At 49.4% G+C, this 19,508-nt stretch carries 21 protein-coding genes; 4 read left to right on the forward strand and 17 right to left on the reverse strand.

The window, feature by feature from the left end; translation table 11 throughout:
• Nucleotides 1-54: 54 nt before the first annotated feature.
• Both gyrA and GN278_11220 read left to right on the forward strand, forming a co-directional pair.
• Complete coding sequence (gyrA, locus tag GN278_11215; protein XAT61262.1) at nucleotides 55-2,787, forward strand: DNA gyrase subunit A; 2,733 nt, start codon at nucleotides 55-57, stop codon at nucleotides 2,785-2,787.
• Between the two features lie 233 nt (nucleotides 2,788-3,020).
• Nucleotides 3,021-3,884: a LysR family transcriptional regulator gene (locus GN278_11220; protein ID XAT61263.1), complete on the forward strand. Its 864-nt coding sequence runs from the start codon at nucleotides 3,021-3,023 to the stop codon at nucleotides 3,882-3,884.
• Here GN278_11220 and GN278_11225 read toward each other — a convergent pair.
• From GN278_11225 to GN278_11235, 3 genes are all read right to left on the reverse strand, one after another.
• The gene (locus GN278_11225) at nucleotides 3,863-5,332 is read right to left on the reverse strand and encodes a carboxypeptidase M32 (GenBank protein ID XAT62640.1); all 1,470 of its coding nucleotides are present in this window, start codon (nucleotides 5,330-5,332) and stop codon (nucleotides 3,863-3,865) included. The genes GN278_11220 and GN278_11225 overlap by 22 nt on opposite strands.
• Nucleotides 5,333-5,356: 24 nt before the next feature.
• Nucleotides 5,357-6,508 (reverse strand): heme A synthase, encoded by a 1,152-nt coding sequence (locus GN278_11230; GenBank protein ID XAT61264.1) that lies wholly within the window; start codon nucleotides 6,506-6,508, stop codon nucleotides 5,357-5,359.
• A 62-nt stretch (nucleotides 6,509-6,570) separates the two neighbouring features.
• A complete protein-coding gene (locus GN278_11235) occupies nucleotides 6,571-7,317 on the reverse strand; it encodes an RNA methyltransferase (protein XAT61265.1) in 747 nt (248 codons plus the stop codon).
• Nucleotides 7,318-7,453: 136 nt separating this feature from the next.
• On the opposite strand from GN278_11235, the gene GN278_11240 reads away from it, so the two are divergent.
• Nucleotides 7,454-8,083, forward strand: a complete 630-nt coding sequence (locus GN278_11240; protein ID XAT61266.1) for a thiamine phosphate synthase — start codon at nucleotides 7,454-7,456, stop codon at nucleotides 8,081-8,083.
• Here GN278_11240 and GN278_11245 read toward each other — a convergent pair.
• From GN278_11245 to GN278_11255, 3 genes are all read right to left on the reverse strand, one after another.
• Nucleotides 8,058-8,903 carry a 1-acyl-sn-glycerol-3-phosphate acyltransferase gene (locus GN278_11245; GenBank protein ID XAT61267.1) on the reverse strand — a complete coding sequence of 282 codons (846 nt, stop codon included), beginning with the start codon at nucleotides 8,901-8,903 and terminating at the stop codon, nucleotides 8,058-8,060. The genes GN278_11240 and GN278_11245 overlap by 26 nt on opposite strands.
• Nucleotides 8,900-9,679 carry a GNAT family N-acetyltransferase gene (locus GN278_11250; GenBank protein XAT61268.1) on the reverse strand — a complete coding sequence of 260 codons (780 nt, stop codon included), beginning with the start codon at nucleotides 9,677-9,679 and terminating at the stop codon, nucleotides 8,900-8,902. Before GN278_11250 ends, GN278_11245 begins: the two co-directional genes overlap by 4 nt.
• Nucleotides 9,680-9,785: 106 nt before the next feature.
• Nucleotides 9,786-9,971: a DUF3553 domain-containing protein gene (locus GN278_11255; protein ID XAT61269.1), complete on the reverse strand. Its 186-nt coding sequence runs from the start codon at nucleotides 9,969-9,971 to the stop codon at nucleotides 9,786-9,788.
• A 30-nt stretch (nucleotides 9,972-10,001) separates the two neighbouring features.
• Here GN278_11255 and GN278_11260 point away from each other — a divergent pair, with 30 nt between their 5' ends.
• Nucleotides 10,002-10,610 (forward strand): hypothetical protein, encoded by a 609-nt coding sequence (locus GN278_11260; GenBank protein ID XAT61270.1) that lies wholly within the window; start codon nucleotides 10,002-10,004, stop codon nucleotides 10,608-10,610.
• Here the strand turns inward: GN278_11260 and GN278_11265 are convergent.
• The 11 genes from GN278_11265 to GN278_11315 form a co-directional block, all read right to left on the reverse strand.
• Nucleotides 10,600-11,856, reverse strand: coding sequence for a glutamate-5-semialdehyde dehydrogenase (locus GN278_11265; protein XAT61271.1), 1,257 nt, complete (start codon nucleotides 11,854-11,856; stop codon nucleotides 10,600-10,602). The genes GN278_11260 and GN278_11265 overlap by 11 nt on opposite strands.
• Before the next feature lie 18 nt (nucleotides 11,857-11,874).
• Entirely contained in the window at nucleotides 11,875-12,981 is a 1,107-nt protein-coding gene (locus GN278_11270) for a glutamate 5-kinase (GenBank protein ID XAT61272.1), read from the reverse strand.
• Nucleotides 12,969-14,006: a GTPase ObgE gene (gene obgE, locus GN278_11275; GenBank protein ID XAT61273.1), complete on the reverse strand. Its 1,038-nt coding sequence runs from the start codon at nucleotides 14,004-14,006 to the stop codon at nucleotides 12,969-12,971. Before obgE ends, GN278_11270 begins: the two co-directional genes overlap by 13 nt.
• A 72-nt stretch (nucleotides 14,007-14,078) precedes the next feature.
• A complete protein-coding gene (locus tag GN278_11280) occupies nucleotides 14,079-15,032 on the reverse strand; it encodes a GNAT family N-acetyltransferase (protein ID XAT61274.1) in 954 nt (317 codons plus the stop codon).
• Nucleotides 15,033-15,085: 53 nt separating this feature from the next.
• Entirely contained in the window at nucleotides 15,086-16,153 is a 1,068-nt protein-coding gene (locus tag GN278_11285) for a GNAT family N-acetyltransferase (protein XAT61275.1), read from the reverse strand.
• A 5-nt stretch (nucleotides 16,154-16,158) separates the two neighbouring features.
• The gene (locus GN278_11290) at nucleotides 16,159-16,611 is read right to left on the reverse strand and encodes a GNAT family N-acetyltransferase (protein ID XAT61276.1); all 453 of its coding nucleotides are present in this window, start codon (nucleotides 16,609-16,611) and stop codon (nucleotides 16,159-16,161) included.
• A gap of 15 nt (nucleotides 16,612-16,626) precedes the next feature.
• Entirely contained in the window at nucleotides 16,627-17,217 is a 591-nt protein-coding gene (locus tag GN278_11295) for a GNAT family N-acetyltransferase (protein ID XAT61277.1), read from the reverse strand.
• Between the two features lie 5 nt (nucleotides 17,218-17,222).
• The gene (locus GN278_11300; protein XAT61278.1) at nucleotides 17,223-17,771 is read right to left on the reverse strand and encodes a GNAT family N-acetyltransferase; all 549 of its coding nucleotides are present in this window, start codon (nucleotides 17,769-17,771) and stop codon (nucleotides 17,223-17,225) included.
• The gene (locus GN278_11305; protein ID XAT61279.1) at nucleotides 17,771-18,373 is read right to left on the reverse strand and encodes a LysE family transporter; all 603 of its coding nucleotides are present in this window, start codon (nucleotides 18,371-18,373) and stop codon (nucleotides 17,771-17,773) included. Before GN278_11305 ends, GN278_11300 begins: the two co-directional genes overlap by 1 nt.
• A gap of 89 nt (nucleotides 18,374-18,462) precedes the next feature.
• Entirely contained in the window at nucleotides 18,463-18,732 is a 270-nt protein-coding gene (gene rpmA, locus GN278_11310; GenBank protein ID XAT61280.1) for a 50S ribosomal protein L27, read from the reverse strand.
• 15 nt (nucleotides 18,733-18,747) lie between these two features.
• Entirely contained in the window at nucleotides 18,748-19,434 is a 687-nt protein-coding gene (locus GN278_11315; protein XAT61281.1) for a 50S ribosomal protein L21, read from the reverse strand.
• Between the last annotated feature and the right edge of the window lie 74 nt (nucleotides 19,435-19,508).

The raw sequence follows: 19,508 nt of genomic DNA on the forward strand, positions 1-19,508 counted from the left end.
TCTGTTATACATAAAATAACAAAATCTAGACTTTCATAGAGATGAGCGCTCCCCTTGACCGACACGCCTGAATTGCCTCCGACAGACGACGAACAGCCTGAAACAAGCAGCGCTTTTTCCGGCCCGTCCGTATCGATCACAGATGAGATGAAAAGCTCGTATCTTGATTATGCCATGAGCGTAATCGTGAGCCGCGCAATCCCTGATTTACGCGATGGTCTAAAGCCTGTGCATCGCCGAATTTTATATGCGATGCATGAAACCGGCAATAGCCACGACAAACCATATCGTAAATCAGCCCGGCCTGTTGGTGATGTCATGGGTAAGTACCACCCACACGGCGACGGCGCGATTTATGATGCGCTTGTGCGGATGGCCCAAGATTTTTCAATGTCTCTGCCATTGCTAGATGGCCAAGGTAATTTTGGGTCGATGGATGGTGATAACCCGGCGGCCATGCGCTACACGGAAGTGCGCATGGATAAACCGTCCGCCTATCTTCTTGCGGACATAGACAAAGACACGGTTGATTTTCAGGACAATTATGACGGCAAAGATCGAGAGCCCACAGTTCTGCCCTCTCGCTTCCCCAATATGCTTGTCAACGGGGCTGGCGGAATTGCTGTTGGGATGGCGACGAACATACCGCCGCATAACTTGGGCGAAGTGGTCACAGCAACACTTGCTTTGATTGAAGATCCTGACTTAAGCAGCGAAGATTTGATCCAATATGTGCCGGGGCCGGATTTTCCGACCGGAGGCCTAATGCTGGGCCGCTCTGGTGCGCGCAAAGCATATCTAGAAGGACGTGGCAGCGTTATTATCCGATCAAAGACACGGATCGAAGAACTGCGAAAAGATCGATATGCGATCATCATTGATGAAATCCCCTATCAGGTGAATAAAGCCTCAATGATTGAAAAAATCGCAGAGCAAGTCCGCGATAAAAAAATAGATGGCATTTCGCATGTCCAAGACGAAAGCGACCGAAACGGCGTGCGTGTTGTGATCGAATTAAAGCGGGATGCCACAGCCGAGGTGGTTCTAAATCAACTTTATCGCTTCACTCCGATGCAAACGTACTTCGGCTGCAACATGCTGGCTTTGAACGGGGGGCGTCCTGAACAATTGACGCTGCGCTCTTTCCTGACAAACTTCATTGATTTTCGCGAAGATGTCGTGGCCCGTCGGGTGGCATTTGAGTTGCGCAAAGCCCGCGAGCGCAGCCATATTTTATGTGGATTGGCTGTGGCTGTTTCTAACGTAGATGAAGTGGTTGCAACCATTCGGTCGTCTGCTGATGCTGCTGATGCAAGAGAAAAGCTAATGACCAGGCGGTGGCCAGCACAAGACATTGTCGAATATATCAAGTTGATAGACGATCCGACGCATAAAATTAATGACGATGGATCATATAATCTATCTGAAACACAGGCCCGAGCAATTCTTGAACTTCGCCTGCAACGTTTGACTCAGCTAGGGGTAAAAGAAGTCACTGACGAACTTCAGGCCTTGGCAAAGAATATAATTGATTATCTCGAAATACTCAGTTCACGAGACCGTATAATGCGGATCATCAAAGATGAGCTTGAAGATGTCCGAGAAAAATTTTCCGTTCCACGCCGCACCGAAATTATCGAGTGGTCTGGCGATATGGAAGATGAAGATCTCATCGAGCGCGAAGATATGGTGGTGACCGTAACGGCTGCAGGCTATATAAAACGCACGCCGTTGGCCGATTTTCGTGCCCAGCGGCGCGGTGGCAAGGGGCTGTCAGGAATGCAAACAAAAGACGAAGATGTGGTCACCACGCTCTTTGTCGCAAACACCCATACACAGCTTTTGTTTTTCACCACCGATGGGATGGCCTATAAACTCAAGACCTGGCGGCTTCCGCTTGGGGGCCGCACAGCGAAAGGAAAAGCTGTCGTCAATATTCTTCCTATTCCAACCGGCGTCTCTATTGCGGCTATTATGCCGGTTGATGCGCCTGAGGCCGAATGGGAAAATCTTCAGATTATTTTTGCCACATCCGCCGGCGATGTTCGCCGTAATGCCCTATCAGATTTCACCAATGTGCGGGCAAATGGAAAAATTGCGATGGATTTGCCGGAAAATGTAGAGTTGGTAAATGCACGGATCGCCAATGAAGATGATGATGTCATGCTGGTTACAAATTCCGGCCGTGCAATTCGGTTTTCCACAACCGATGTCAGAGTTTTCAAAGGCAGAAAATCAACCGGCGTCAGAGGCATCCGCCTGTCAGGCGAGGACCGCGTGGTGTCTATGTCGATTATTCGGCATTTCATCGCCACTTCGGATGAACGTGCCGCCTATTTGAAAATGCGCCGCGCAGTGGCTGGTATGACGGATGACGAAGAAATCACTGACGAAGATGACAGCAATGCACACGCAACCATAAGCCCTGCACGCTATGCCGAAATGTCAGCCGAAGAAAACCTCATCCTAACTATTTCTGCAGGCGGGTCTGGCAAACTTTCGTCAAGCCATGACTATCCTGTGCGCGGGCGTGGCGGCATGGGTGTTGCGGCTATGGACAAAGCCATGCGCGGCGGCGATTTAGTTGCAAGTTTTCCTGTTGATATAGAAGATCAAATTATGCTGGCCACATCCAAGGGTCAGTCCATACGCGTCCCCGTAGAAGGTATTTCTTTTCGGTCGCGCAGCGCTGGGGGTGTGAAGGTTTTCAACACCGGCAGAGGTGAAGAGGTTGTATCAGTTGCATGGATAGCTGAACAAGCGGATGACCCTACAGACGAAGAGTAAATTCGTTTTGCTAAAAGTGCCCCAATAGCATTAAGAGCCAATAACAGCACTCTTATAGGTATACTTTTTCCCTTAAAAATACCCCTATTGGGCGTATACTTTACTTAAAGCTGATTGCACAATTGATCTATAGATTGTGTTCGTTTTATCTAAATGAGGTGTTTTAAACCTTACCCACAAAAAATGCATTAAAGCGGGACATTTAAACAGAGTAATTGAGTGGAAGGGATATTATGCAAAACTGGGATGATCTTAAATATTGTTTAGCCCTTGATGAATTTCGGACAATGACTGCTGCGGCTAAAGCACTTGGCACCAACACTGCAACTGTTTCACGCCGCATTGAAAGGCTAACAGAAGAAGCAGGCCAACCCCTGTTTATTCGGCAAAATTGCCACTGGATGGCAACAAGTCTGGGGCAAGAATTTTCTGCCGTAGCGCGACGTATTGAAGAGCGAATTCAAACTGCTGAGATAAATGCATCAACTCAACAAAAAAATTACAAGCTGCATATTACTGCGCCACAAACTATAATTGAAGCCTGTTTGCTTCCAGAAGCAGATAAGCTTTTAATCACCTACCCTCAATTGGAGATGAAGTTAGCGTCCACTCACGCAAGTTTGGCATTTGGCGAAACTGACCTTATTTTGTCTTTCTTAAAACCAGAAGAAGGTCGCATTTTCAGATTTAGAATTGGGCATCAAATATGCGGATTCTATCATGCAGCACGCTTTAAAAACAATCTACAAGGGTGGGTGGATGTTGATAGCGAAACCGGTCCTCGCCCAAAATTACAAAGTAATGTTGGCCCCCTAAATCAAAGCCCACGACTTACCGTTTCAAGTCTTTTAAACGCACATCAGCTTATTCGCACAATGCCGCTTTTGGCCTATTTGCCTTGTAGCTTTGCCGATAGTAAGCCCGATCTTATGCTTTATGAGCCTACTGGAAAAAATCAAAATGAAATCTGGGCTTCTTACCATTATACTCGAAAAAAAGACCCTGCACTAAAGCTGGCACGGGATTGGATCGAAAGTAGTCTGATGAAGAAATCGGCTCGCGTAGCTCAGGTCAATTACATGGCAGCAAGACCATAAAGATCAGAAAATTTATTTTTTAAATATTCCAGCAACGGTTCAACTGAAACCGCATTCCCACTGGCTGACGCGATCAGTTCAGCGGCCGGATAACGCCCTCCGTGTCTTTGAAGGCGCTGCTGCAGCCATGAAACAGCTGGTTCTAGGTTTCCAGAGCCAAGGTGTACATCGAGATCAGCTAAGTCATTTCTTAGCGCTTTAAAAAGGCATCCGGCATAAACATTACCTAAAGAATATGTTGGAAAATAACCAAACAGCCCTTCGGACCAATGGACATCCTGCAGAACACCATTTGAGGCTTTATCGACTTTGTAGCCAAAATCTGCTGCAAATCGGTCATTCCATGCGGCTTCTAAATCTGCGACCTCTAATGCACCAGACATCAGATCACGCTCTAGATCAAAGCGCAGCATGATATGCAGATTATACTGCAGCTCATCAGCCTCGGTCCGAATATAGCCATGCGACACCCGGTTAACAGCGTGATAGAAAACCTCTTCGTTTTCTATCCCAAAATCTCCAAACACGGCGCGCATGCGGCGGTATAAATGGCCTGTAAAAGCGCGGGATCGGGCCAATTGGTTTTCATAAATTCGGCTTTGACTTTCATGAACCCCCATTGAGCACCCTGCCCCAATCGGAGAAAATCCATATTCTGGATCAATATTTTGCTCATAACTTCCATGACCCACTTCATGGACGGTTGAGTAAAAGCAATTTAACGGGTCGCTTGGTTCAGTTCTTGTTGTGATCCGCACATCATTACCCGAGCCTGAACTAAACGGATGCACAGCTTTATCAATCCGCCCGCGTGAAAAATCATAGCCAAAACATTCCGCCAGTTCATGCGCTATCAGCATTTGCTGTTTAGGATCAAAATGTCCCTGCAAGGCTTTTGGCTGCGGGCAATCTAACACGGCTGAACGCAATTCCACCAACGGTGATCTGAGTTGATCGAACATGTCCATCAGAGCTGGGAGTTCTCCATCCGGCTCATAATCTTTCAGCAACGCTTCATAAGCCACTACAGCGCTGCCTTGAGCCAAGGCTTCGCCTTCCTGGCGGCGCAGTTGAATGACCTCAGAAAGAATGGGCGCAAAGGCCATAAAGTCATCTTCTGCCCGGGCTTTGGCCCAAATTTGATGAGATTTTGGGGTAATACGTGCCAATGCAACCGAAAGCTCAACAGGCACTTTTCGGGTCCGAAGAAGCGCGCGCTCAATCAAGCTCACTTGCCGTTTTTCAAGGGCCGTCAAAGCCTGCGATTGGGCAGTTGCTAACAAATCTTCTAGCTCACTCGAACTGCGCCGATCATGGAGCGCTTTTTCAAGTGCAGCAGATTCTTCAGCCCGGTCTTGCAATGCGCCTTTGGGCATGACTGTTTCTTGGTCCCATCCAAGTCGCGTTGCAATTTTAGCGAGGGCTTCTGTTTGATATTGATAATCCATTAAATTTGAAAAAGCAGTCACAGGTTAAATTCCTTTTACCGATTGTTGTGGAGGGTAAGCAGCCAAAAACCGTGCACGCAAAATTAAAACCCAAAGAACAACTGCTCCTAATTGATGTACGATAGCGATGTGCCAAGGGGCCGCATATAAGACGGTTGTAATGCCCAAAACCATTTGCAGGCTCATCATTGCAAGAACTGCATTGAAGGCAAATCTAACCATTGCATTTCCTGATGACCGCGAGCGCCGCCAAGCAATGACGCCCAAGACGAAAACGCCGTAACCGGCTATGCGATGCATAAATTGAACCAGTCCATCGTCTTCAAAAAAGTTGCGCCACCAAGGGTTGAGCAAAAACGAGTCCGATGGAAAAAACTCTCCAGCCATCAGGGGCCAGTCAATATAATTGCGCCCAGCATCTATGCCCGCCACCAGCGCTCCAATAAGAATCTGCAGAAATGTGAAATGCAGTAGTCCCGTTGAGAGTGAAAACAAACGTCCCTCTCGGCTGCGTCGCCGCTGGATTAAATCACTCTCGCGTTCGCTCAGATGAAGTAGAAACCAAGCAATAAAACCTAAGATTACAAAGGCCAAGCCCAAGTGGGTCGCCAAGCGGTAGCTGGCAACATCCAGCATCGTTCCAGAAAGCCCACTTGAGACCATCCACCAACCGATTGCACCTTGTGTTCCGCCCAGAGCCCCCAGAAACAGTAATTTGGGCGTCCAGCCTGTCGGAATTTTCTTTGTAAAAAACAAAAACGCAAATCCGATGGCCCAAACCAGGCCAACCACACGGCCCAATTGCCTATGGCCCCATTCCCACCAATATATAACTTTAAAGCTCTGCAGGCTCATACCTTTGTTCTGCAGCTGGTATTCTGGAATTTGTTTGTATTTTTCAAACTCCTCAGACCAGTCTTGTTCGGACAAAGGCGGAAGAGCTCCGCTCACCGGCCGCCATTCTGTTATACTTAATCCGCTATCAGTTAACCGAGTAAGACCTCCAACAAGGATCATCATCACTACCAGCAAGAATAGTAAGATGAGCCATAAGCGCAAAATAGACCGGTTCGCCTGCCCGCGACCTCGGTCAATTATTCCGGTTGCTTTGTTTACCGGTGACGAGGCTTCAGTCTCGGCGGCAACATCTTCAAATATTGATCTCTTACGGGTCATGCGGGTTCAGGCTTTCTATTATTTCCAACTAAAGAGTAGAGCGCAGACATATAAGCTTCAAGTCATTCACCCCGTTCTTTCCACCTTACAATTTGTCGCAACATGCCATGAAATATTTGTACATCCGCCCGAGTCAAAGGCAAACGGGACCACATATTGCGAAGATTTAACTTCATGCCCTGCGCCTTGGTCTCAGGAAAGAAAAACCCGGCCGTTTCCAATCTCTGCTCAAAATGCTCTGCGAGTTTCTCAACATCTTGGACCGCGGCCCAGTCGGTGCCAGCCAATTCCATTCTTTGATTTTCGATCTGGCCTTGAGCGCGCCGCCATTCATAGGCCAGCAGCAATACACATTGCGCCAAATTGAGCGATGGAAACTCTGGATTGACCGGCAAGGTAATGATTGCGTTTGCCACAGCAACATCTTCGTTTTGCAATCCAGCCCTTTCAGGGCCAAACACAACCGTCACTTTTTGTCCAGAAGCGATCAACTCTGCCGCCTTCTCCATTGCGGCTTGCGGCGCATAAACCGGCTTTGTGAGGCCGCGGCTTCGGGCCGTTGTGGCAAAGACAAAATGTCCATCACCACTGGCGTCTGCAACGGTTTCAAAATGGCCCGCTTCATCCAAAACGCGCCCCGCACCACTCGCCATTGCAATGGCTTTTGGGTTTGGCCAACCATCCCGGGGGGCAACAACCCGCATTCTATCTAGACCAAAATTAAGCATGCCTCGCGCAGCAGCGCCAATGTTCTCACCCATTTGTGGGCGGACAAGGATAAAGGTTGGTTGTGGATGCAAACTGGTCATTGGGTCACCATTTGAATGTATGCAGCTCATCTATGCTAGAAAACCTGCCCTGAAAAGCCCTTTGGAGACCATAAGCCATAGCCATTTACGAAATTTAAGATTATGGAAGTTTAAAACTGCTATCAGGAACTTTCAGATGATGGACCAAGAGCACCCACAGGTTTATTTGATCACTCCAGGCGACTTCGAACTTTCCCGTTTTGGTGATCAATTGGGCAATGTCCTGGATGGCAATGAAGTGGCCTGCGTGCGGCTTGCTCTGACCACAAAAGACGAATTAGAGATTTCCAAAATCGCAGATAGCCTGCGCGATATTTGTCATGCTCGTGATGTTGCGCTGGTGATCGAAAGCCACATTATGCTGGTCGAGCGTTTGGGGCTTGATGGGGTTCATTTATCTGATGGTGCGCGCGCAGTTCGAAAAACACGTGACGCTCTGGGTAAAGAGGCCATTGTTGGTACATTTTGCGGCACTTCAAAACATGATGGAATGTCCGCAAGCGAAGCAGGTGCTGACTATGTTAGTTTTGGTCCGGTGCAAAACACCAAACTAGGCGATGGCCAGGTGGCGGACATCGATCTTTTCGCATGGTGGTCAGAAATGATTGAAGTGCCTGTCGTCGCAGAGGGGGCGCTCAGTATTCCTACAATGGCCAATTTGCGCAAAGTCACTGATTTTGTTGCCCTGCAAGACGAAATTTGGCGCGAAGACAACCCATCGGAAGCTTTGAGCGCCTATATCACGGCGATGACTTCAACCGGCTAGTTGCCTGTTGGTGGGCGCTGCTCACCTGACTTTGCAGGTGCTTTGACAGGTCTTTTCGGGATGAAAAATCTGCAATCGCAACGGGCGGTGAAAAGATAACCTCAACCCTGCCTTGGCGCCACGTGCTGAGGGTCAGCAGAAAGTGGGAATCAAAAGCCATATCACCCCACCAACCATAAAATCGGTCATCACATCCCTTCGGGGCTTTGTACACCACGCTCACAGGTTGAACATATATATCGCTTTTTAGGTTTTGCTCGAATAAAGCCGCAAAAAGCGTTGATTTAAAAGGCAAAACCTGCCGCCCGTCGGTTGAGGTGCCTTCTGGGAAAAACAGTAATTTATGTCCCATTTGTAAGCGCGATGAAAGCATATCGCGTTGCAATTTGGCTTGCTGCCTGTCACGCTTTATGAAAACTGTTCCGGCTGCACGCGCCAGCCACCCGATACCAGGCCAGGCGGCAACTTCAGACTTTGACACAAAATACACTTGCTGCGTGGCATTCAAAGTAAAGATATCAAGCCAAGACGAATGGTTGGCAACGACAGCGCCGTTATTGGTCATGGCTCGGCCAAAAATATGCTGATTTATGCCCATAATGCGCAGAGATATTTTACAGACGGCTTGGTTCAGAAAGGGCGTTATCGGCCGATTGTGACCAAATAGGGGTTTTTCAAAAATACGCAGCAGGAGTAAGATCAAAAGCCCACCAAAGATAACAACGAACATCGGCACAACGCGTATTATAACTATGATCCACCCCATAAACGATATTTCATTTATGTTTAGATCGCCGTGTGAACTTCGCCACGTTGTCATGTCAATATCTCAGCTTTTGAATAAATATTTTTCTGCCGGCCATTCATACGCTCGATATCTAAAACCAAACATACGTCAATTGTATTAAAGTCATAATCAATAAATGCATTTTGCCCGACAAACCCGCCCAATCGCAGATAGGCTTTAATCAAGGCGGGAATTTCCAATACGGCTTTACGGCGGTCCAAATTTTCCGGTGGGATCAAATCCATGATCTGAGCATGAGGCGCTTTGGCTTCTATCCTTAATTCGGGCGGAGCAAGATGGCGCTGATGTAAAAGACTAAGCGGAGCAGCAAACGCATTTGCATCTGTGCCATGAAAGCTTGCCACCCCAAACAAAATTTCTATTTTCTCTGCAAGCACGAATTCAGACAGACCTTTCCACAGATGATAGAGCGCTGTTCCGCCTCTGTAATCGGGATGCACACAGGATCTGCCAAGTTCTAACAATTTACGGCCAGACCTTTTTAATTTTGAAAGATCATACTCGTCCTCTGAGTAAAACTGCCCAAGCTCCTGGGCCTTTTCATCTGTCATCAAGCGATAAACCCCCACAACACCGCTTTTGCAGTCACTTTGTTTTGTCTGATCTACCAAAATCAGGTGATCAAAATAGGGATCAAAACGATCCCGCTCTAAACGGTTTTCATGGTCAACAAGGTTTCCGCACCCACCAAGTTCGGAAATAAAGACATCATACCTTAGCCTCTGAGCCGCCAGAAACTCTTGTTCTGTTTTCGCAAATTTAACAGTGAACTCAGGCGAAGTTACCAAGGAATTACCCTTTTTTAGATGCTCTCTCTAGCCAAGACACTCTTTCTTGACAAGATAAGACCAGATTAAAACCCACGAATTACAACTCAGGGTTGTTTTTTGAAAATTATTCTTTAAAAAGAACCTGAATTAAAACAATGCGTGATCCGTCAATGACTATTTTTCCAACTTCGGTAAAGTTCACGGTGATCCGATTACCAATCCGTGATTGCACCTGCCCAATCCCCCAATCTGGCTGTGACGGGTGTTTCACCATCATCCCCGGTTCCAAGAAGTTATTCAAATTATCCAATTCACATACCCTTAGAAATTTCTTTCCACAATGAAACATGATCCTTTACAACTCGCAACATTAATTGGGTCCAGAATTTGCCATGACCTCGCAAGCCCGATAGGCGCTGTTAAAAATGGCCTTGAATTGCTCCATTTATCTTCTGAAAATTCTAGGGGGCCTGAAATCTGTCTCATTGAGGAAAGCAGCGAAAATGCCATCGGTCAGGTAAATTTTTTCCGCATTGCTTTTGGCATGGGGAGTAAACACGCGGAACTTTCCCCCGACAGAGCCCGAAACATACTGTTCCCCTTGTTCAATGGCTCTCGTGTAGTTTTGAGCTGGTCCATTGAAACGAACATCACACGGATTGAAGCGCAGGCTATTTTCCTTTCTATTCTTTGTCTGGAAACAGCAATGCCGCTGGGTGGGGAAATCCATATAAGCAGGCAAAAGGATAAAACCACTGTAAAGGGATCTTCGTCCAATTTTTCCCAAAATCCAGAGCTTTGGAACAGCTTACTGCAGCCTTCAAAAAGGCACGATATTGCGCCTGCACATGTTCATTTCCTGTTGCTGCCTTTGATCTGCCAACAGATGGAAAAGCCTATAAACCTAGATCAATCCACCGAAAATAAAGCCGTTTACATCAGGTTCTGACGGAGCCATTTCCAGAAACCAGGTATTTGAAACTTGTCAATTGCTCTGTCCCAACCGGACCGCGGGCATGCATTTTTCCTGTCGCAATGCCAATTTCTGCACCCATCCCAAACTCTCCACCATCGGCAAACTGGGTGGATGCATTATGCATTAAAATTGCACTGTCAACGCGTTCGAAAAAGTGGCGCTTTGCGGCGTCATCTTCGGTCATGATACAATCAGTATGATTTGAACCATGGGTTCGGATATGCGCAATGGCCTGATCAATATCACGAACTGAGCGCGCTGCGATTGTACTGGCCAGATATTCTTTGCCCCAATCTTCCACTGTTGCTTCTTTGGTGCCCGCAATATGGCTTAAGTCTTCATTAGCACGCACTTCAACACCAACCTGGATCAAAGCTGAGATAACTTCTGCGCCCAAGCCATCCACAAGGTCTTGATGGATCAATAAACATTCTGCTGCTCCGCAGATGCCAGTTCTACGTGTTTTAGAATTTAGCACAACATCCAAAGTTTTTCCCGCATCAGCGTGCTTGTCGATATAAATATGAACGATGCCTTCCAAATGCGCAAAAACAGGAACCCGTGCTTCGCTTTGCACCAAGCCGACCAGTCCCTTGCCACCGCGCGGCACAATCACGTCAACCGTGTCTGTCATGGTCAGCATTTTTTGAACGGCTGCGCGATCACGGCTTGGTACGAATTGAATAGACGCCTCGGGCAAATCCGCTTCTTTCAGCCCAGCAACCAGACAGGTATGAATAGCCTGAGAGCTGTGAAAGCTTTCCGAACCGCCGCGTAAAATAACCGCATTGCCCGATTTAAGGCACAGCGCTCCGGCATCCGCAGTCACGTTGGGACGGCTTTCATAAATCACCCCAATCACCCCCAAAGGTGTAGAGACCTTTTTGATCGACAGCCCATTAGGACGATCCCATTGATCAAGCACTTTTCCGACAGGATCAGATTGCTGGGCAACCGCCGTTAAACCGTCAACGATACCCTTGATCCGCGCCTCATCTAGCAACAAGCGATCCATCATAGCGTCGCTTAAGCCCTTTTGCCGCCCGTATTTTAAATCCTTGGTATTTTCGCCAATGATCCATGTGCGCCGATCCCAAACAATCTTTGCGGCGGCCTCTAGAGCCAAGGTCTTTTGACGATCTTGTGCATATGCAAGCTGGGCTGCGGCCGCTTTTGCCTGTGTTCCAATGGCTTGCATCACTTTATCAATATCGTTCATTCTTACGCCCTTATATCTTTATGTGGCCATATCATTTCGGTGCACCAAAGCTGCACGTCCAGGATAGCCCAAAACCTTTTCAATTTGTGAGCTGCGCAACCCAATAAGAGCGCGCGCTTCTGCTGATGTATATCCGCTTATACCCTGACCTATTTCGCGCCCTGTCTGGTCACAAATAACCACCACATCACCGCGAAAAAACTTGCCTTTCACATCGGTAACTCCCGCAGGCAAAAGGCTTTTGCCAGTGCCTAGGGCTTTTACGGCACCGTCATCAATAGCAATTTGGCCCATCGGTTTTAGCGATGCAATCCAGCGTTTTCTGGCCGTATGCGGATCAAGCTGTGCCCCGAACCAAGTGGCCGGCGCATCATCCACCAAAGCCTGCAGAGGATGCAAGCGCGATCCTTTTGAGATCACCATGATGCAGCCCGCCGCTGTGGCCGTTTTGGCAGCCATGAGCTTTGTTTTCATGCCCCCCTTCGAAAGACCAGATCCTGCATCACCAGCCATGGCTTCAATTTCGGGAGTAATCTCATCTATTTTTTCAATCAGTTTTGCAGATTTATCCAAATGGGGGTTTTGACTATAAAGACCATCAACGTCCGAGAGTAGAATTAAATGGTCTGCCCCAATTGTAACCGCAACCTGAGCTGCAAGCCTGTCATTATCCCCATAACGAATTTCGTCTGTCGCCACGGTGTCGTTTTCGTTGACGATCGGAACAACGCCCAAGCCAAGAAGAGTTTCAATGGTTGCGCGCGAATTGAGATAGCGGCGGCGGTTCGAGCTATCCTCTAGGGTGACAAGGATCTGTGCAGTTTTAATATCATGTGGGGCCAGCACTTCTTCATAGGCCTGCGCCAGGCGGATTTGCCCCACGGCAGCAGCAGCTTGCGACTGCTCCAGCGCCAGATCATTGGCGGGAAGGTCAAGCACCCTGCGGCCCAGCGCAATGGATCCAGAAGACACAAGAACCACATCAACGCCCATTTTTTTGAACCGTGACACATCCGAGGCAAGCGAAACCAGCCAGTCGCGTCGCAAAACACCGCTCTGCGGCTCGACCAACAACGCCGATCCGATCTTTATCACAATCCGCTTTGCAGAGCTTAGGGCCGCCATGTATCCTGCCCCTCATCCGTCAGTTCAGGTTCGGCCTTTGCCCCGTCAATCACCGCACGCAAAGCGCGCAGTACATCGCTTACACCTTCACCGCTCACACCCGACACCAACAACACCTCACCGCCGCTAATCTGTTCCAGCTCGGCCTTAAAGAAGGATTGCTCTTCTGCATCCAAAGCGTCAATTTTGTTCAATGCGGTGATGCGCGGTTTTTCGGCCAGTGCCCCGCCATAGGCGGTCAGCTCGTGGATTATTGTTTTATAATCCGTCAGAAAATCACCGGCGGTCCCGTCCACCAGATGCAGCAGAACAGAGCATCTTTCAACATGACCTAAAAACAAATCTCCCAGCCCGCGACCTTGGTGCGCTCCGTCGATCAAGCCGGGAATATCGGCCATGACAAATTCGGTATTATCAATCCCAACCACGCCTAAATTCGGATGCAGCGTGGTAAAGGGATAATCCGCAATTTTAGGGCGGGCGTTGGATGTGGCCGCCAAGAAAGTGGATTTTCCGGCATTGGGCATGCCGAGCAAACCGGCATCCGCAATCAGCTTTAACCGCAGCCAAATGGTGCGCTCGATGCCTTCTTGTCCGGGATTTGCCCGCCGCGGTGCCTGATTGGTCGCCGATTTAAAATGCAGATTGCCAAACCCGCCGTTGCCGCCTTTGGCAAGAACAATCCGATCACCAATATTGGCCAGATCTGCAATAACGGTTTCTTGATCTTCATCTAAAATCTCGGTTCCTGCCGGCACCCGCAAAATGATATCACCGCCAGTGGCGCCAGAACGTTGCTGGCCCATGCCCGGCCGGCCATTATCGGCAAAGAAATGTTGCTGATAGCGAAAATCAATTAATGTATTGAGACCATCAACAACTTCGGCAATAACCGACCCGCCATTGCCGCCATCGCCCCCGTCAGGGCCGCCATATTCGATATATTTCTCGCGGCGAAAGCTGACCGCACCGCCGCCGCCGGAACCGGATCGGATGTAGACCTTTGCCAAGTCAAGAAATTTCATTATTGCCTCTTGGGGTTATGCTCAACAAGCCAATAGTTAAACTTGGCCCAAGGCTCAAGCCTTTGGCGCAATTTAAAAGGCGCACAGCGCTGCGCGCGATAAGCTATATTCGAAGACCTCTTCTTTCTTTTCACGTGCCGCTGATTGCCCAAGCGCGCGGCCAGTATATTCAAAACCTACTTTGCGCAGAACGCGGCACGAGGCCGGGTTATCATGAAAATGATCTGCGATCACTTCCTCTCGGTCAAAGCGGCAAAAGCAATCTTTCAAAAATGCCCGCACGGCTTCGGTGGCATAGCCCTGCCCCCAATAGGCAGGACCAAGAAAATACATAAGGCTTTTATCCGGCCCAACGCCAATACACCCAATGAGCTGCCCATCCGTTTTGAATATCCCCAAACGGTACCCCAATTGACCATTATAGGCAGAAGCTTCAATCCAAGCGGCTGCATCGTGAACCGGCCAAGGAACGGTGGCGCGCATAATCATCGGCGCAACTTTTTGATCTCCGCCAATACGGGCAATATCTGTTACGTGATCAGCATTTAAACCCCGCAATATCACTCTAGGGGTGTCGATCATGATCGGATTATTCAAAAGCCATTCGCGCCGCGTTAACACATGTTCACATGACGTTACTGGCGCACTGCGTGCACGCGACCAATACCGTGCAGTGCCAAGCTGTTTCATCCCGCATTTTGCCAACACGCTTCGAGAGGCCGGATTATCATCCCAAACACCAGCATAAATCACGTCCCAAGCGTATCTTTGAAACCCATATGCAATCAGCGCCTTTGCCACTTCGCTGGCATAGCCTTTCGCCCAGTGATCCGGACGCAAAAGATACCACAGCGTCGCTTCGTTTAGGCCACCAGTTCCGATAAATTCATTACCTGCAAAAATACACCCGGCAAACCCTTTGCCCGCCTGCAATTTTTGCATGCGCTCAATCACCTGATCACGATCTGGTGGGAAGATCCATGTGCCCGTGTTTTTAGAAACCTCCCAAAAAGACATCAGCGCCATGACCTGATCAATATGCGCTGGATCATTCTCAAATGATCCTTAACCGTTCGGTTTTAATGCCCCGTGCCATCAGATGCTCCTTTTCTTCGCACCAACCGGTAACGCGTAATAGGTGATTTTTCACTGCGCGCTGCTGATTTCTCCATGTCTTTTTCAAACGGCTCAAACCCGGCTTTTTCAAGCACCCTTTGCGAGGCAGGATTGTCATCAAAACAGCTTGCTTGGATTTTTCCTGCCCGATAGCGCTCAAAGATAAAGTCACAAAACGCGCGCAGGGCTTCGCTCATAATGCCCTGCCCCCAAGCCTTGGGATCAAGCGCATAACCGATGCCGATATCATCCTCTTGCCCCTGTGTGGACGAATAAAACCCGATCATGCCCAGCACAGTGCCGGCTGGATCGGCAATATGGAACCATCCATTCCACCCACCGCGCCAACGTCCATTTTCTACACGCTCTTCAATAAATTCAATGTCCAGCGGATGCGGAAAACTTCCCAGATTTCGAGCCACCTTTTGTTGTGCGATGATGGCATGGATGGCCGCCATGTGGTGCGCTTCATTGGGGTGGATGCGCAGCCGTTCGGTTTTAATCTCAACCGGATTTAAAAAATGCCACTGCTCAGGGGTTAGATACATTTGTTGCAGCGGCAAATCCTTGTCCTGCGCAAGATTATAGCGCAGGATTGGCGCCGCTTTAGGGCCAAAACCCAGTTTACGCAGAACATTGGCCGAGCGCTCATTACCGATAAAATAACCAGAGGCCAGCGGCCCTGCCGCCGGATCTCTAAAATACGAGTCTAGTACGGCGCGGCCCGCTTCGCTCATTAATCCCTGCCCCCAGCGCTCCTGCGCCAGCCAATAGCCAAACTCGCGCTCTAGACCAATGGTGCCGATATACCGCCCGTCCAAGGTGATCGCCCAGACGGCCTTATCGGGATCCTTTTGCATTTCGCTGAGCCAGTCCACCGCATCCGCCCGAGAATAGGGATAGGGCATACGTGCCAGCCAGTGCGCCACATCATGGGTGATCCGTGGCGCTATTTGATCTGCATCTGAATTTTGCGGCGGGCGAAGAATAAGCCGCTCTGTTTCAATAATCTTGGGTATCATCGTTTTCATCCAATTTAGATGTTTTGGGGATCGCCCCCTAGTTTTAACCTTAATCCTTTGGCCCAATCTGGCCGCTTAAGCGCATAAAGCGTGTTTGGCGCTGCAGCCGCGCGCGCCTTTGATGTGGCCTCGCCCTGCCCGGTCACTTTAAAGCCAGCTTTTTCAAGCACCCTGCCCGAGGCCGGATTGTCGTTAAAATGATCTGCAGTAATTTCAGCGCACTGAAAACGCTCAAAGATAAAATCAACCATCGCCCGAACGGTTTCCGTGGCATAGCCATGACCCCATAATTTGGGATCAATGAAATATCCGATGCTTACCGGATCGTAGAAAAAGCCGAAAACACCCCTTACATTTTCAGATTGCTCAATTGCAAATATCGTCCCGATCTTTCCCCGCCAGCGGTCTTTTTCGTAACGCTTTTCCAGATGTGATAGCTCAAGCGGATGCGGCACACCGCTGAGCATCTGCGCAACTTCTTTCTACGCAGCAATCGGATATAGCGCCTCGGCATCTTCGGGCATTACCGGCCGGATGCGCAGCCGTTCGGTTTTAATCTCAACCGGATTTAAAAAATGCCACTGCTCAGGGGTTATCGCGACTTTGCGATGCAAGGTTTTACGGCCCAAGGATTTGGAATACTCTTCTTCAACCGGGCCTTTATTACCGAACCCCAGTTTATAAAGGACAGCAGCCGACCGAGCGTTTTCAATGAAATAGCCCGACATCAAAGGCCCCGCTGCAGGGTTTTTAAAATAGGCGGCAACGACAGCGCTTGCGGCTTCGCTCATCACGCCCTGCCCCCAATGCGCAGGGGCCAGCCAGTAGCCAAGATCAGGCTTGATGCTAATGATGCCCAGAAATTGGCCTGCACGGGTGATGGCCCAATACCCATGGGGCGATGCTTTGACATGGTCTATAAACCACTGCGCATCTGCCCCGGTATAGGGATGCGGCACCATGCTAAGCCATTTTGCCACCGCAAAATCGCTTACGCCGCGAATGATATCATCCTTATCTTTGTCCTCAATCGGGCGCAGCACCAACCTTTCGGTTGTTAAAATATGTTCCATTAAATTTATCCATTGATTTGAAAGGTCTTTAAATATGTCCACGTTGCAACGGTCGCATTGCGGGCCACGCAAAACGCTTCGGCATCACCGATATAGGCAAATCCGCAATTGGTCAGCACCCGCGCCGAGGCAGGATTATCCTGAAACACCGCTGCAAAAATTGTTTCGTTCTGCAGCGGGTTGGCCGCCAGCAAACTTGCGGTCACTTCGGAGGCAACGCCTTTGTTCCAAAACGCAGGCGCAACCCAATAACTCAGCTCGCTTTGGTTTTTGCTCAACCGATCCAGCGATAAGAGACCCAGAACTTCTGATAGTCCCGATTTCACGCCGTCAATCGCCCAGATGTCCTGCTCGCGCTCTGGTGACAAAGCGCGCGCGATCATAGCTTCGGTTGCCCCCGCCGGCATTGGATGCGGGATCGCCGGTGTCATCCGCGCCACACGCTCGTCTTTGGTGTAAAACTCGACCAGACCTGCGTCCGAGCGGCGCAAAGGGCGCAGATCAAAGCGGTCGGTGGTTACGAAAGGCTGGTTGGTAATCTGTTCCAGTTTCATCAAAGTTCTCCATTCATCAAAGCGTAGCCAACAAAAGCCACAGTCAAAGCCGCCAAACACCACATCAGATAGCGTTCCGACGGGGTCCCGATGAGCAATCTTGCAATACGATCTCCAAAGAAAGTCCAAACAGGATGGCAAATAATCTGAATACCCATCAATGAAAGCGCAATAATCGCTGTGGCAGTAAGCGTTGGTGTGCTGGGGTCAACAAAATTGGTAAATCCCGCAACGATCATCGCCCATGCTTTTGGGTTCAAAGGATGCACCCAAAGACCTGCCACAAAACCGGGGGCATTCGCAGTGTCTTTATTGACTGACAAACGCATATTAGCGACCCGCCATGCCAGCCAGATAATATAGGCAGCAGAGACATATTTAAGCAGCACAAAAAGCAGTGGAACCTGATCTGCAAGGCTCATTAGACCAAAGCCGATCGGCCAGATAATCAGCTGTTTGCCCAGCACCACGCCCGCCACAAAGGGAAGCGCTGCACGGAACCCATAGCGCGCACCGGTTGCCAACATTGCCATGTTGGCAGGACCGGGAGTGGCCACTTGCGAAAACGCAAAAGCTACAAAACTGATGATACCAACGCTCATGTTTCCACCTGTTCTGGGTGTATCCCCAAAATGAAAAAGGGACCGGCGGTTTCGCCGATCCCTTTAAAACTTTAAACCTAAGGTTTCGGCTATTCAGCGGCCTCCATTGCAGGAAGCACGGAAATAAAGGTGCGGCCTTTGAAGCCTTTGTGAAATTTCACATTGCCTTCTACGGTCGCAAAAATAGTGTGGTCTTTTCCCTGACCAACGCCGTTGCCCGGCCACCATTTGTTGCCGCGTTGACGCGCGATGATATTTCCAGGAATAGCGTGCTGCCCACCATAGAGCTTGACGCCAAGACGGCGACCATCAGAGTCGCGACCGTTACGGGATGAACCGCCTGCTTTTTTATGTGCCATGGGTGCGTACTCCTCTTACTTGGCCAGTTCTTTGGCTTGATCAATCCAGCCTTCGCGCTCAATCTTGCCTTTGAATGACAGTTGCTCGTCTATAGCAGCAACATCTGCATCCGTCCATGCTGCAATTTGCGCATAAGATGTAATGCCGGCTGCATTTAGCTTTTTCTCTAATGCCGGTCCGACACCAGATAATTTTTTCAGATCGTCAGATGCCGCCGGGGCCGCTTCTGCTTTTGCAGGCTTAGCAGCTTTTTTCGCTGCTGGCGCTTTCGTGGGCGCTGGCGCTTTTTCCGCCTTGGCTTTTGCCGGCTTTTTGGCTGGCGCTGATGGCGCCGCAGCTGGCACTGAGCCAGCCCCTAAAGCGGCCTTTACGCCTGATGCATCTGCGCCAGAGGCCAAAATGTCAGTGATTTTAACCAAGGTCAGCTTTTGCCGATGGCCTTTGGTGCGCTGCGAGCTGTGCTTGCGGCGGCGTTTTACAAAGTTGATGACTTTGTCGGCTTTGATCTGATCGATCACCTCAGCCTGTACGGCTGCGCCTGACACCATTGGTGTGCCCAGCACTGGCTTTTTGCCACCCAGCATCAAAATGTCGTTAAATTGAACTTTTTCACCTGCATCAGCGGCCAGCTTTTCAACCCTCAGCATATCGCCAGATTGAACTTTATATTGCTTACCGCCGGTCTTTAGGACCGCAAACATGTGTCTTTCCTTTTGGTTTCGCGTTCTGCGGCCCCCTATATCAGGGCGTTTCGGCCATATGGCCACCTCGAACA

This window comes from Rhodobacteraceae bacterium Araon29, assembly GCA_039640505.1.
In the GTDB taxonomy this organism is placed as follows: Bacteria; Pseudomonadota; Alphaproteobacteria; order Rhodobacterales; family Rhodobacteraceae; genus CABZJG01.